Source organism: Aegicerativicinus sediminis (assembly GCF_015476115.1).
Lineage (GTDB): Bacteria > Bacteroidota > Bacteroidia > Flavobacteriales > Flavobacteriaceae > Aegicerativicinus > Aegicerativicinus sediminis.
The window spans coordinates 1,123,375-1,138,925 of record NZ_CP064295.1 but is presented as its reverse complement, the minus strand read 5'-3'; the positions used below and the strand labels follow the sequence as shown (position 1 = coordinate 1,138,925).

Below are 15,551 nucleotides of genomic sequence, written 5' to 3'. Positions count from 1 at the left end.
ATATTTTTAAATTTCATAGTTTAAAATTGAACATTTAGACCAGTTACAAATCCTCTGTTAGAAGCATGGTATCTAACATCTAAATCAATCCATGGCACCTTGTTAAATACAAACCCTGGATTAAGCGCTTGAACATAAACACGAAATCTTGACATACCCAAACTATTAGTCAATTTTTCCGAGAAATTGTAGGCCAATGTTATGTTACGTATCTTTAAAAATGAACCATTTTCATAACCAAGTGTTGCGAAATATTGGTCGCCAAAACCTGCAGAATAAATTGGTTTTTGATAATCCGAATTGGTATCAGCTGCAGTGTAATAATCCACTCTTCTTTGATTATATCGACCAACTAAGCCTTCACCTCCGGCATTATATTTATAACCCATGCGGCCATAAACAAAAATGGACAACTCAATGTTCTTATAACTAAAATTATTTGTAAGACCAAGAATGTATTTTGGGATCTCACTTCCGATAATAACACGGTCGTTATTTGCGTCTATTATATAATCACCGTTTTGATCAACAGGTCGCGCATTACCGGCGGTAAATGTATGTCCATTGGCGTTAAATAACGCCATTTCAGCAGCATCTGATTCTTGCCAAATTCCTGCTGACTCGAAGCCGTAAATTACATCTTGAGATTCCCCTATAAACCATTGGTTTACCAAATCATCTTCCTTGCCATTTGCCAAGGATACAATTTCATTGTCTTGATATGTTGCATTAAACGCGGATGACCATTCAAAATCATCAGTTCTAATATTAACAGTATTTAAAGTGAGGTCGATCCCTTGGGATTTTGTTTCACCGATATTTGCGAAAGTATTTAGGAATCCTGTAACACTTGGGATATTTTTTTGCATCAACAGATCCGTAGTATTTGACTTATAAAAATCTAATTGTCCACTTATTCTGGAGCTAAATAAGGAAAAATCGATACCTAAGTTATATTGCGTAGTTTCTTCCCAGCCTAAATCTTGGTTTGCAAGAGTAGAGACATTTTGTTGTCCGGCCGTAGCTGTGCTACCTATAGGATAAAATAGCGCATCAAGTCGACCTTTAGTTTCATATGGATCAATCGCAGAGTTACCAACTACTCCAACGCCAAGCCTTAATTTTAGCTGATTTACCCAATCAGCATTTTCCATGAAACTTTCTCTGTCTATTCTCCAGCCTAAAGCAGCACTCGGGAAGAAAGCCCACTTGTTTCCATCTGCCAATTGAGATGCGCCGTCATATCTTCCGGAAACCGTTAATAAATATTTATCGGCATAACTATAATTTAGACGAGCCATATAAGAAAGAAGAGATCTTTTTATGATACCTGAATTCCAGCTCCTAAGGTTACTAACAGAACCCAATGAATTCCATTTTTGATCAGCAAACGGGATATTGTCCGCCGCCATAGAACTTGATTCTTCTTCAAATTGAGTTTGACTCTGTAACAGTGTTAAACCAAAATCGTGTTTACCAAAAGTTCTATTATAAAAGATAAGGTTATCAAGGGTATATGATAATCGTTGTCTCTTATTCAAGGAAGCATATGCAGACCCATTTCGAATAACGGAATTGGCATCAAGAAATAAACCGTCTCTGTATGTTTCGATATCTGGTCCAAAATTAACTCTATAACTTAAACCTTCAAGCATTGGAGCGAATGCTCCAAAATCTATTTGGCCATAAAAACTTCCAAATGCACGTAAGGTTGTTCTCTGGTTTTGTGAATATTTATCTTCATCGATAATTGTTTTTACAGCAATATCTCCACCTGGGAATTCAATTCGGTTACCTTCATCATCATAAGGTAGCGTATATTGAAAAATGGTTCGAGCACTTTCATATAGGCCATCCCTTACGGATACACCGACGTTCCCAGCAGTAGATTGTCCATATTCTTGTATGGCGTATGACGAATTCAAATTAGCTCCAAAAGAAAACCAATCTGTTGGTTTTAAATCGACACTTGCTATAGCGTTATATCGTTTAAATCCTTGTCCTTTTACAACACCCTTGTTATCTGTGTAACCAAAGGAACCATAAGCAGTCATTTTTTCTGAGCCTCCACTTACACTCAAGGTGTTCTGAGTTGTTACACCAGTTCTAGTTACAAAATCAGTCCAATCAGTTGAAATTAATTTTGATCCATCCCAAGTTCCGCCTTCCCAGCCTCTAAGAATGTTATTAAAAGCGGTGTCATCACCAGTAAAAATTAGGGCATCATTAGCTTGTGTGGGTTGATCACCTCTAGGATAGGTGTTTGGATTTTCGTAGTGTTTTGCCCAACGACGATATTCAACAAACTCCCCAGCGTTTAAAAGAGGGGCAAATTCTCGAATTTCATCAATCGTTAAGGCAGAATCGTAATTTAAGGTGAATCTACCACTTTTACCTCTTTTTGTTGTTACAATAACAACCCCATTGGCTCCTCTAGATCCATAAATGGCAGTAGCAGAGGCATCTTTAAGAATATCTATGGATTCGATATCCTGAGGGTTGATGTTTTGAATTCCACCAGTTATTAACGGAATACCATCCAAAACATATAAAGGAGTATTCGATGCTGTTAAGGAACGTACGCCACGTACAGTTATACTTCCAATTTCTCCTGGTCTCTCATTTGAAGTGATATCTACACCAGCAGCCTGACCTTGGATGGCATCTATAGCATTGGTAACTGGTCGAGCAGTAATATCTTCGGCACTTACACTAACGAGTGCACCTGTTACATCTGATTTCTTTTGTGTACCGTATCCCACAACAACAACTTCATCTAGCTGTGAGGCATCTTCCTGCATCACCACATCGTAAGTCGATCTGGAATCTATGGTTAACGTAATCGATTGCATGCCTACATAAGAGAAAATCAAAATATCACCAGGCGAAGCTTCAATGCTAAAATTTCCGTCAAAATCCGTTAGTGTACCATTAGTGGTGTTTTGGATAAGTATGTTCACCCCTCCTAACGGCATTCCGTTTTGATCTTTTACATTTCCAGTCACTGTTTTACTTTGGCCAAATGCCAATGCGCCTATAAACAAGAATAGGACACAAAACAGTTTACTGCATAAAGATTGTTTCATAAAAAATTGTTTTTTGTTAGTGAATTGATTAAAAGTAATGGAAAGGAATAAACAGAAAGAAAATATGGTGAGTTGCGAAATCAATTCTGCGCAATTCAAATTCTCTCAAAATCACCTAGCCAATTGTTAGTTATAAATGATAAAATTTTGTTAAAATTCTATCTATCTCAAAATTAGACGGGTGGCTTATAATTAGCATCCTGCACTTACCTGTTTGCTTTAAATGCCAATAAAAATGTAAAATATTAAGTTAGTGAAATCTATTTTTTTATCTGAATATATTGGCCTAATCCTATTTCTCTGGAAGTTTTTATTGCATTTGCAATAACAAAGGCAGTAAATTCAGCTCCATTTAAATTTGTATGTGTATGGTCCTTGGGAAAGAATGGCTTCACCTTCTCTATTCCAAGTTCTTCATATTTTTCAGCTACCAAGTTGTGAACATCCAAAAAAGATACTTGCTTGTTACTTGCCACTTCTTCAGCCCATTTAACATAGGTATCGTTTCTTCTTTCAACCTTTCCTCCCGGCCATTCATTTCTCGGTGTAAAACTTAGTATGATAGGTGTTGCACCTTCCGATCTAGTATCGTCAATCATTTTAGATAAATACCATCCGTAGGTGTGGACTGTTTCAATTAAGCTGTCTCGTTTAACGTTTTGAATCTCCTCGCCAATTCCATTCAAAGATCCTCGGTATTTTTCTTTGTCAATATTGCCCGCATCGTTGTGCCCAAATTGAATCAACACGAAATCTCCTTTTTGAAATTCTGATAAGGCATCATCCCAAAGACCTTCATCAATAAAAGTACGGCTGCTTCTTCCTCCTCTCGCTTTATTAATTACTTTAACCCTAAAAGTGTCAATATATTTGGGAAACGGCACTCCCCAACCTACAGCATTTTCATTTCCGTTTTCAGCCATTGTTGAGTCGCCAATAAGAAAGAGATTCTTTCTTTTAGGAAAATGTATTTGTGGCTTTTCAATCACATATTTCTTTAAGGAATTCGAGGTTTTTGAAATTCCATTAATAATAATAGAAGCAGCCAAGACAGCACCCGCTGCCGAGGTATGCGTATGATCTTTGCTGTAAAAGTAGTTATCGGTAACTTTTTCTTCCCCAAATTGTTCGAGTGTGTCAGCCATTTTTGAGTTTAAGTCAATAATCGTTGCATCAGTGATTTTAGCAATTTGCTTTGACCATAAACCATAGGTTTGATTATTTCGCGGCACTTTACCGTCCGTCCAAATATTCCTTGGAATTGGAGACATGATTATAGGAATGGCTCCCTTTTCTTTAGTTTGTTCAGCTATTTTCTTAATATACCATCCATAGCTGTGGACAATTTCATGTTTTTTAGTAATCAAATTGTCGATTTCTTCGGTTTCATCACCAATTCCTTTAATAGTTCCCCTTGCGCGAAAAGTATCATTTACCGGACCATTGTCATTATGTCCAAACTGAATTAAGACGTAATCGCCTTTCTTTAATCTGTGATAAACGGAATCCCACAAACCTAAATTTTGGTAAGTTCTACTACTTGTACCCCCAAGGGCATGATTTTCCACCGATACTTTAGTAGTGTCTAAATACTGGCCAATAAAATCTCCCCACCCCCAGAGGCCACCTGCACCATCACCTTTTCCATTTTTAACTGTTGAATCACCAACCAAGAATACTGTTGGTTTAACGTACGGTTCTTTTTGACAATTTGTTGTAAGAACCATTAAAAGGAGGACTATAATTAATTGTATTGGTTTCATATAAATCAATTATCTCTAAAATCGAACCATATCACCATGGGAATACCATCGTCACCATTTTTAATACGAATATTTGTAGGCTGACTTTCTGGTCCTTGATGTTCCAAAGGTTTAAAGGCTCGCATTGCAGGAATTTCATATAAAAATGAAATGTCTCCTATTGGAAATTCAGGTTGTGGAAAAACTTGGGAGACGTCTTTTTTTGGAAAATCGGGTGTAAATAATCTCAAAAATAAATTGTCTTGTTCACTAAAGAACCGAATGCTCCCCCTTTCAGTATTTAAGCTTCCACCGATGAAATTTGTATGGTACCCTTTAAATTCTGGATAAATTAAGTTTTCAAAACTTTCGCCGGTAATGGTGTTGTTATAATCCTTTTCCCAAAGTCCAAATTCGGTTCCACTTATACGATTTTTCCAGACATGGTATGGACCATTGCCAAGCCATTTAAAATTTTTGACACCTTCTTCCGGAAAATCAAAACTAACACCAAAAGCACTTATTGAACCTTCAAAAAAGGCGCCGTCAAATCCGTTGTTCCTTCCTGCGTCCTTCAAAAAAACAAGTTCTAATTTTAATCTTCCATCATTAAATAGTGTCCAATTAGCAGTGGTTATCCCTCCAGCATAGTTGAATGAACAAATAGCTCCTTGATTGGTCTCTTCAATGGTTACACCTTTTACTTTTGCTTTCATTCCCACAGGTTTTGGACCATTTGCAAAAGGGATCTTTCCATTGCGGTTTGTTACTTCTCCTAATTCCCCAGATATGGAATTTAGAACAATCTTAATATCGCCATTGGTTAAGGTAACATTGGTTGCATTTTTTGTTACTGATACTTTTTTGTTTGGACCATCCTTTAGCAATAATTTCTGTGTTAAATCTGGTGCTCGGTGAATTGGCCAAGTCCAAGTGTATATTTCTCTACCAAATTTGTCTTTCGCATTAATTTCTAACCAATCTCCCTCAAAAAAATTTTGAGGCAAATCAAAATGAATTCGTCGTGTTTCACCTGGAATTATATTTTCAAGTTTGATAAAATTGGAGGCAATTACTTTAGAAGTCTTATCAGAATAGAGTGCGTTTTCTTCAATTTTAAAAACCCTATAACTCATGCTGCAATCTTTAAGGTTGGTATAGATGTAGTCGTTTTTAATGAAAAATGAACCATCAAAAGTTGATGTAATTGATTTTGGTTGAAATTGAATGGGCGCCCAAATTTCCTTGACCGCAAAAAAACTCCCTTCCTTTTCTCTATGTGGTCCTAACACACCATCTGCTGCCAAATTTCCCTTGGAGTCATATTTTTCATCGCCAGACCAATCTGAACGTAAAACGGCTTCGTCTAGCATTGCCCATATAAAACCACCTGCAAATAGCGGACTTTTACTATAACGTTCCCAAAAATCTTTTAATCCGGCACCTATACCATTATCATAAGTTCCATGCATAAACTCTGTCGGGAAAAAGACATTTTCTCCATTGTTAAAACGATGCATTCCTGTTAAATAGGTGGGATAATGATGAGTATCCCAACCATTAAAATCTGCCCAAGGATGAATCACTATTCGCTTTTGTGGATCAAATTGGTGAAAAACATCGTCAATTTCATAATTCCACCCGCCTTCATTGCCATGGTCCCAAATTATAACTGAGGGATGGTTAACATCCCTTTGCACCATTTCTTTAATTAGTTTCGTGCCTGTTTCAGTATCATAGCCATTCTGCCAACCAGCCAACTCATCTAGAACAAAGAGGCCTAAAGAATCGCAGACTTCCAGAAAATGGTCATCGGGAGGATAATGAAAACGCACGGCATTCATATTCATATCCTTAAGTAGGTTAACATCCATTATGCTGATTTCCTTATCGGTGCTTCTGCCAGATTCAGGCCAAATGGAATGCCTATTTATACCCTTCATTAAAATCTTTTTTCCATTAACATATATTCCATCTTTTTTCAAGAACTCTAATGTTCTAAAACCAATTCGAGTAGAATATTTATGAAGGATTTTGCTTCCTTGTTTAAGTTGTAATTCCAAGGTGTATAAATCAGGTGATTCTGGATTCCAAGATTTTATTCCTTCCCATTTTGCCTTTATTGAAGTTGAGTTGGCTTTACTGTTTATTGGGAATTGAAATGATTGAAATTCCGCAGATCCTTCCAATGGGATAATAACAGCTTGAATCTCTGTATTGTTTGGAATATTTACTAATTCTAAATCTGCCGTAAGGGAACCATCCATTTTCGCATCAACGGCCACATGTTTTATGTAGGAAAAAGGATTTATTTCTAACCACACAGGTCTATAAATCCCTCCAAACAACCACCAATCAGTTTTTCTTTCGGCGTTATTTACAGTTTCATTGTTGCTATGTTTTGAAACCTTAACTTCCAAAATGTTTTGCTTGCCGTAGTTTAAAAGTTTGGTGATGTCGTATTTAAATTCATAGAATCCGCCTTGGTGAATTGGCCCAGCAAGCTTTCCATTGATCTTAACTTCCGTATCAGTCATTGCACCACCAAAAACAATTGTTATATTTTTTCCTTTATATTCTGAGGGTATATCGAATTCATACCTATAAAATCCCTCTTCTTTACTTGGCTCTTTTTCATTCAATTCTTTATACCATCTACCATATGTATATTCTCCGAACCCTTCCAATTCCCAATTCGAAGGCACATTAATTGAGGTCCAAACATTACTATTTCGTCCATCGGAACACATGAATTCCCAACTAACAGGGTTTTTGAAATCTGTGCCAGAGAGGTATTTTATTTCAGTTTCTTGGGAGAATCCTTGTAAATAAGTGAGGGAACTTATTGCAATTACAAGCAGTTTCACTAAGTGATATTTTTGTTGGGAGTTAATTTCCATCTGGTTTTTTACTTTCAAATCTTGGACTCATTGGTAGCGTCCATTTATTAAAACTATTGGGTTTTTTCGAATCGTATGCTGGAATGGCATCTCTTAAATAACCTTCGATCTCTAGATGCTGGTTCTTAATTTCCTGAACCACCACCCTCGCAATTTCATTAGCTCCGAAACTATTAAAATGAGTATTATCTTCTAGGGTCTCAGTTTGTCCGGGGAAGGTATTGGCAGCATATTGAACAAAGGCTTTGCGGGAGCCCTCATCTCCCCACGCATTATACATTTGAGTTGTAAAATGTGTTAAATCTATAAGAGGAATTTCCATATCCTTTGCAGCTAGTCGCACAGCTTTTGGGAAATCTCCATGGGTATCCATTAATGATCCATTCGCGTTAAAGGCCCGTCGTTGAGTTGGAGTGAGTAAGATTACTTTTCCATTTCTCTCTTGAAACTCTTTTGTAAATTCTCTCAATAAATTGCTATATAGACCCCAAGCTCCATTACCTTCTCCTTTAATTTTTTCATCGTTATGGCCAAATTCAATAAAGAGATAGTCACCTGGCCTCATAGTTTCTAAAATTTTTGAAAACCTATTTGTTGCCTTAAAAGATCTTAATGAAGCACCAGATTCTGCATAGTTTGCTATCACCACTTCTTCAGTAAAATAATTGGTAATAAATTGACCCCATGATGCCCATGGCTCTAAATCTTGATCAGTTACAGTTGAGTCGCCTGCCAAAAAGATTGTTTTAGCGCTAGGGTCTGAAACAATTTTAATTTTTTTCACTTTTGGTTGGCCCAAAAATTCCAATGTTAGTTTATTGTCCCAGTTTAATTGATTGCTATCTCTCGCCTTAATGGCAATACTTTTTTCATCGGATATTTTAGGGATTCTTACATTTACTGAAAATGAAAATTGCAAATTCTCCTTTTTGGCAGGTGTCCACTCCTTTAGCATTAATCGTCTAGATTCGGCTTTTATAGTGGTAGTTGTTTCTGGGCTTCCTATTAAATCAACCTCTATTTTGTAATTGCCTTCAGGAACTTTTACCGAAAAGTAAAATGAACTTTTTGTGGTTACAAAATCAGCTTCAAAATTTACATTTTCAGCAGTATCGAAATCGAAGCCATAACCCAAATCTTCATTGTATGTCAGAGGTTGCTTAACAGCCGTGTCAATAGAATTGGTGTATTTACTGAATATAAAAGATTTGGTAAAATTCTGGTCTTGTTGAGAATATCCATTAAATGCTATTTGAAAGAGGGTAAGGAATAAAAGAAATTTACATTTCAACATGCTCGGATTTTGATTTAAAAATATCCTATTCAGGTTATTCAACTATCCTGTACCATTAGGTTATAGGTTATTGAAAAACCCTTCTTAAACTAACTACATAATAGTACAGGACACATTTTTTTAATGGTCGACCTATCTTAACCAACTCAAGAATCAATGATTATATGAAATTTAAAACATATGCCTTTATCGTCCTAATTCCATTAGTATGGTGTTGTAAAAATGGAAAAAACGAGACTGAGGAAAGGGCAGGAAAAACACATTTATCTGTACCTGAATGGATAGATGAAGTTGGATCAAAAGAGGTTAGTATACCAGAAGCGATTTATTATGTAAACGACTTTGGTGCGACTGGCGATGGTAAGACTTTAAGCACGGATGCTATACAAAGGGCGATTGACGAATGTGCTAAAAATGGAGGAGGAACGGTAACCTTTAATGAAGGGAATTACCTATCTGGATCTATTTTTATTAAAGAGAATATAAGATTTGAAATTCCATCTGGAGTAGTTCTATTGGGCAGTGAAGATATTAAGGACTATAAGGAAATAGATACTCGGGTAGCGGGAGTAGAAATGGTTTGGCCAGCTGCATTAATAAATGTTCGAAATCAAAATAATGTCATTATTGAAGGTAGTGGTTTGGTTGATGGACAAGGAAAAGTGTTTTGGGATTATTATTGGGATTTGCGAAAAAACGACTATGAACCTCGTGGGCTGCGTTGGATCGTAGATTACGATGCCAAACGACCTAGAACCTTTTTAATTTCAAATAGTGAAAATGTACAGTTAAAGGAACTCAATATTCAACGAGCTGGTTTTTGGACAGTTCAAGTACTCTATTCAAGCTATATAACTGTTGACGGATTAACCATACGGAACAATATTGGAGGTCATGGGCCTAGTACAGATGGTATTGATATCGATTCATCAAAATGGATATTGGTTCAAAATTGTGATATAGATTGCAATGATGATAACTTTTGCTTGAAGGCTGGACGAGATTGGGATGGACAACGAGTAAACCAACCTACAGAATATGTAGTTATAAAAGATTGCATTGCTAGGCAAGGTTCTGGTTTATTCACTTTAGGGAGTGAAACAGCTGGGAGCATTCGGCATGTTTATGCCTCAAATATTAAAGGCCTGGGGACAAAAAATGGTTTAAATATTAAATCTGCAACTACTAGAGGAGGAACCGTTGAAGATGTGTATATGGAAAATATTAAAATGGATAGTGTAAGAACTTTTATGGAAGTGTCTATGAATTGGAATCCAAGTTATAGTTATTCTGAACTTCCAGAGGGTTTTAATGAAGATTCAATTCCAATTCACTGGAAGAAAATGCTACAAAAAATCGAGCCACCTTCCAAAGGAATACCCACTTTCAGAAATATAGTTTTGAATAATATTGAAGTTAATGGGGCCCAAAGGGCTATTAATGTTAATGGAATGAAGGAATCCATTATTGATAGTGTTACGCTAAATAATGTGTCCATTCACGCCAAAACAGCAGGGAAAATAAATTACAGTTCCAACTGGGTACTTAATAATGTAAAATTGAAAATAGACGACAGTACAAAGGTTGTCCAAGAAAACACAAATAATATTCCTTTAGACGAATCCATTTATATTAATTAAACCATTGGTTTTCTGAGGTTAATCCATCTCTAACAAATTTTATAATTAAAGCAGGCACCATGAAAATTACTAATAAGGCACTAGCATTTTTTCTTTTTGCAGCAGCACAAACTTTAAATATGTCAGGGCAAAAGCCCGTAAATGATGTTACATCTCCATTGCATGCCTTACAACCCGAATATCCAACCCCTTATAATCCACCATCTATCAGTGAAGTTACCAAAGTCCTTGATAAAGTTTATACCTATCTAGAGGCCGAATCGGCTGATAAATTAATTGATAAGAATTCGGGAAAGGAAATTACCAGCTTAAATAATCTAAACGAGAATACTGTTTTTGAACCAGGATCTTTTAGGCTTACAAGTTATGAATGGGGCGTTACTTATGCAGGTATGTTATTGGCAACTGAAGCGACAGCTAATCCTATGTATGCTGATTATACTAATAAACGCCTGAAACTTTTTGCTGACATCACACCATATTATTCAAAAAAATTAAAGGAGGACAACCAATATCCTTCACCTATTAAACAATCACTTAGTCCACATGCTTTGGATGATGCTGGCGCAATTTGCGCAGCAATGATTAAAGCAAAGCGAGCTGGCCTAAAAGCGGATTTGAATCCCCTAATTGACAATTTTATTGATTATATAAGCAATAAACAATTTCGGTTAACAGACGGAACCTTGGCCAGAAATAGGCCGCAACCTAATACATTGTGGTTAGATGATTTATTCATGAGTGTGCCTGCTTTGGCACAAATGGGGAAATATACTGGAGATAATACATACTTTGACGATGCCGTAAAGCAGGTCCGTCAGTTTTCAGAAAGAATGTTCAATCATCAGAATAACCTTTATATGCATGGTTGGGTTCAATCTATGGAGGTGCATCCACAATTTCATTGGGCTCGCGCCAATGGTTGGGCTGTTATGACATTAGTTGAACTATTGGAAGTGATGCCCAAAGAGCATGAAGGATATAGTGATGTTTTAAAACAATTACGAGCACATATTAATGGATTGGTACATTATCAAGACGGCACTGGATTTTGGCATCAATTAATAGACCGAAACGACACATACTTAGAAACCTCCGCTACGGCTATTTACACTTATGCAATGGCTAGGGCCATCAATAGAGGCTATATTGATAAACAAGCATTTTCTCCAACCGTTTTATTGGCTTGGAATGCGGTCTCTACTAAAGTAAATGAAAAAGGTCAGGTTGAAGGAACCTGTGTAGGAACCGGAATGGGCTTTGATCCAGCCTTTTATTATTATCGACCCATAAATGTGTTCGCTGCCCATGGGTATGGACCAGTATTGCTGGCAGGTTCTGAAGTTATATTGCTTCTAAAAAACAACACATTTGAAATTAATGACAGCGCACTTCAGCTAAAAACCAAAGGGTAATCTATAAAATCAACTAGCATATTTAATCTGAAGTAGTTGTTAGAATCTCATAGGATTAAAAACACAGCATTTTGAAAGGACGTAAACTTATTGTTTTATTGATTTTCTTTCTATCTATTCCAAATTTGGGGGCGCAGAATAAAGAAGAGAGGAAAATACATTATGTTCCCGAGGGTGAAAGTTTTGTTTTAAAAAATGGCAACCGAAAGTTTAATCGTGCACTCTATGGTACCAACACAGGCTTCAGAGTAGAGGCTGGAGATTTACCAGAATTTGCCCTTTATTTACCGGGCATGGGTGGTAATTTTCGATTGGGAATTTCTTATTCTGGGCTAAGCAAATGGTTAAGCAGTTGTGATTCTATTTCAACCAGATACATTCCCGGCATTATGGATTATGAAGTTAGAGACTCATTAATCAACGACGGAGTTATTAAAGTTACTGTTGCAGCCCATGCTTCAACAGAAGGAATGCTTCTGCAAGTGGAAACTAAAGATCTTCCTAACAATGTAGAGCTAATTTGGGTTTATGGAGGAGCTTCTGGGAAAAAATTTCATCGCGATGGGGATATAGGGGCTGACCCTGAGTCTGTGTTTTATCTTCAACCAGAATATTGTAAAAACAATCAATATAAAATTCTGGAGAATATTTTCAAATTGAAGTTTGGTTCAGAAAATAACAAAGAAAAAACTGGAAATAATAGGTCTATAACAGGCCATTTCCCAGAGTCCAAAATAAAATTGTCTGAAGCAAAATTAGATGTCGATCCTAATGTATTCTTAAAAGCAAAGGCTGAAAACTCGCCGATAATTGTCGGCGAAATCACCATTGATGGAAATGATCAGTTCTTTTGGAAACTTGAAGTTGATGGTGATGATTCAAAATCGAATCAAGGCAAAATTAAATCTGAGTTTAAGGAAGCGCTTCAAAAAGCTCAGGATTTAAGAAGTCGGGTGCTCTTGAAAACCCCTGATCCGTTTATTAATACATTAGGTGGCGCACTGTCTATTGCGGCAGATGCTATTTGGGAATCTCCTGCCTATTTACATGGTGCCGTTGCATGGCGTATGCATTTAAATGCTTGGAGAGGTGCATACGTTGCGAATCCTTTAGGTTGGCATGATAGGGCAAAGTTGCATTTCGATAGTTATGGTAATTCACAGGTTTTAGAGCCCGAAAATGGGCCAGTTGTGCCAGATTCTTCTAGGAATTTTGCCAGACAACAAGAAGTGTTGGGCACGTCTATGTTTAGTCGCGGGTATATAAGTAGACGACCGAACAACAATACAATTGCGCATCATTATGACATGAATTCGGTTTTTATAAATCAATTATTACGTGGTTATCAATGGACTGGAGATTTAGAATTTATGAGACAAATGTGGCCAGTTGTTGAACGTCACTTGGAGTGGGAAAAACGTAACTTTGATTCGGATAATGATGGACTTTATGATGCCTATGCTGCAATTTGGGCTAGTGATGCACTGCAATATTCAGGAGGTGGCGTAACCTATGCTTCAGCCTACAATTATTCAGCAAATTTGTTGGCCGCTAGCATTGCGGAGCTTCTAGGTGAGGATCCACAAAAATACATTGATGAGTCGAATAATATAAAATCTGCTATTGAACAAAATCTGTGGCTTTCTGATAAAGGTGTTTTTGCCGAGTATAAAGATTTATTAGGTAATCAATTGGTCCATGATCAACCCGGAATTTGGACTATCTACCACAGTATCGATGAGGAAATTGCAGATGATTTTCAAGCATATCAATCGCTGCGTTATATCGATACCGAAATTCCACATATACAGGTTAGAGGTAAGGGACTCCCACCCAAAGATTTAAAATTGGTTTCAACAACTAATTGGCAGCCCTATACTTGGTCGGTTAACAATGTTGCTTTGGCTGAAAATTTGCACACTGCTTTGTCTTATTGGCAAGGGGGAAGAATTGAAAAAGCTTATAATTTATGGGAGAGCGCCTTAATAGAAAGTATGTATATGGGCGCCTCTCCAGGAGGGTTTCAACAACTATCTTATTATGATGCCATTCGTGGCGAATTGTACCGAGACTTTGCGGACCCCATTGGTATGGCGGCTCGTTCACTGGTTGAAGGTCTTTTTGGGATTCGACCAAATGCAGTTGAAAATATCCTTGTAATCAAGCCTGGATTCCCTAAAGTTTGGCGACAAGCTTCATTGCAAATCCCCGATATCAGCATAGCTTTTCAAGAGAAAAAGGATGTTTCAGAATATAAAATTGAATCGAATTTTGATAAACAGTTTGATCTTCAATTAGAGGTGAATGTTTTTAAGCGAGGTGTGGAATCTGTTATCATAAATGGCAAACAGGTTGAATGGGATTTTGATGAAACGGCCATTGGATGTCCAAAAATCATCATTCGTTCCCCTTACCAAAACACCTACAACATTCAAATTAATTGGACTGAAGGAGATATAGAACAACCTAGATTTGAATTTAATGGACAACAAGGTGATGAAAAATTATTTTCGACCGAGACAGCTGAAATTTTAGATGTTTACAATCCCCAGTCTGCTATTTCAGTAATAGATAAATCTCAAAACAGATTAAAATTCAAGATAGAATCTATGGAAGGTCATAAAACAATGTTTGTACAATTAAAGCAGAACGGAATGTTGTGGTGGCAACCAATTCATTTAGATGTTACTAATGAAAAAATAGAATCACGCTTCCAAGATTGGGATGAGTTGATACCTAAAACTGTAACTTTTGAAACGGTCGACTTAAAACAAATTTTCAATAGCAAGGTTACAGATATTTTTAATCAGGAATACGCAAATCCTCGACCTAATTCGCCATCACTTCAATTGCCAACCCAAGGAGTTGGTAATTGGTGCTACCCCTACATAAAACCAGAAATTGATGATTCTGGTTTAAGGCAAAAGGCCGGAAATTCAAATATAATTTTTAGTCCACAAAACATTCCTTTTAAAACGCCATCTTCAAAAAATTCAATGAATATAGCCTTTGTGTCTCAATGGGATAATTTCCCAAACCAAATTGAGATAGACCTGTTAGGGAAAGCTTCGCATGCTTATTTTATGCTAGCCGGTACTACAAATCCGATGCAAAGTCGAATTGTTAACGGAGAGATTGTCGTGCAGTATACAGACGGGTCTTCCGAAATTTTAGCTTTAAAGAACCCAGAAAATTGGTGGCCAATAGAACAAGATTATTTTACAAATGGTTTGGCATTTACCACTGATGCCCCTAAACCACCTAGAGTATATTTTAAGACAGGAGAAATTACTCGAGACTTTAATGATTTTATATCTATTAAGGGCTTTAGCGATTTTGGCATTGATGGTGGCGCAGGTACCATTTTAGATTTACCGTTAGATAGTAATAAAACCTTAAAAAAATTAGAACTCAGATCTATTGCAAATGAGGTTATTATAGGATTAATGGCAATTACCTTAGTAAGAGAATGAA

7 protein-coding genes are annotated in these 15,551 nt (G+C 36.7%); 3 read left to right on the top strand and 4 right to left on the bottom strand.

Annotation, left to right across the window (positions count from 1 at the left end; all coding sequences use genetic code 11):
• Window positions 1-20: 20 nt before the first annotated feature.
• The 4 genes from ISU00_RS05020 to ISU00_RS05005 form a co-directional block, all read right to left on the bottom strand.
• Window positions 21-3,086, bottom strand: a complete 3,066-nt coding sequence (locus tag ISU00_RS05020) for a SusC/RagA family TonB-linked outer membrane protein (RefSeq protein ID WP_228852951.1) — start codon at window positions 3,084-3,086, stop codon at window positions 21-23.
• A 260-nt stretch (window positions 3,087-3,346) separates the two neighbouring features.
• Complete coding sequence (locus tag ISU00_RS05015; protein WP_228852950.1) at window positions 3,347-4,849, bottom strand: rhamnogalacturonan acetylesterase; 1,503 nt, start codon at window positions 4,847-4,849, stop codon at window positions 3,347-3,349.
• 5 nt (window positions 4,850-4,854) lie between these two features.
• Window positions 4,855-7,695, bottom strand: a complete 2,841-nt coding sequence (locus ISU00_RS05010; RefSeq protein WP_228852949.1) for a glycoside hydrolase family 2 TIM barrel-domain containing protein — start codon at window positions 7,693-7,695, stop codon at window positions 4,855-4,857.
• Between the two features lie 22 nt (window positions 7,696-7,717).
• Entirely contained in the window at window positions 7,718-9,022 is a 1,305-nt protein-coding gene (locus ISU00_RS05005; protein ID WP_228852948.1) for a rhamnogalacturonan acetylesterase, read from the bottom strand.
• 164 nt (window positions 9,023-9,186) lie between these two features.
• Here ISU00_RS05005 and ISU00_RS05000 point away from each other — a divergent pair, with 164 nt between their 5' ends.
• From ISU00_RS05000 to ISU00_RS04990, 3 genes are all read left to right on the top strand, one after another.
• Window positions 9,187-10,662 (top strand): glycoside hydrolase family 28 protein, encoded by a 1,476-nt coding sequence (locus tag ISU00_RS05000; protein ID WP_228852947.1) that lies wholly within the window; start codon window positions 9,187-9,189, stop codon window positions 10,660-10,662.
• A gap of 59 nt (window positions 10,663-10,721) precedes the next feature.
• Complete coding sequence (locus ISU00_RS04995) at window positions 10,722-12,077, top strand: glycoside hydrolase family 88/105 protein (RefSeq protein ID WP_228852946.1); 1,356 nt, start codon at window positions 10,722-10,724, stop codon at window positions 12,075-12,077.
• A 71-nt stretch (window positions 12,078-12,148) separates the two neighbouring features.
• Window positions 12,149-15,550, top strand: coding sequence for a DUF4450 domain-containing protein (locus ISU00_RS04990; protein ID WP_228852945.1), 3,402 nt, complete (start codon window positions 12,149-12,151; stop codon window positions 15,548-15,550).
• Window position 15,551 lies beyond the last annotated feature (1 nt).

Coding starts and splice junctions, on each gene's coding strand:
- ISU00_RS05020 (WP_228852951.1), bottom strand. CDS start 3,086: ATGAAACAATCTTTATGCAGTAAACTGTTTTGTGTCCTATTCTTGTTT.
- ISU00_RS05015 (WP_228852950.1), bottom strand. CDS start 4,849: ATGAAACCAATACAATTAATTATAGTCCTCCTTTTAATGGTTCTTACA.
- ISU00_RS05005 (WP_228852948.1), bottom strand. CDS start 9,022: ATGTTGAAATGTAAATTTCTTTTATTCCTTACCCTCTTTCAAATAGCA.
- ISU00_RS05000 (WP_228852947.1), top strand. CDS start 9,187: ATGAAATTTAAAACATATGCCTTTATCGTCCTAATTCCATTAGTATGG.
- ISU00_RS04995 (WP_228852946.1), top strand. CDS start 10,722: ATGAAAATTACTAATAAGGCACTAGCATTTTTTCTTTTTGCAGCAGCA.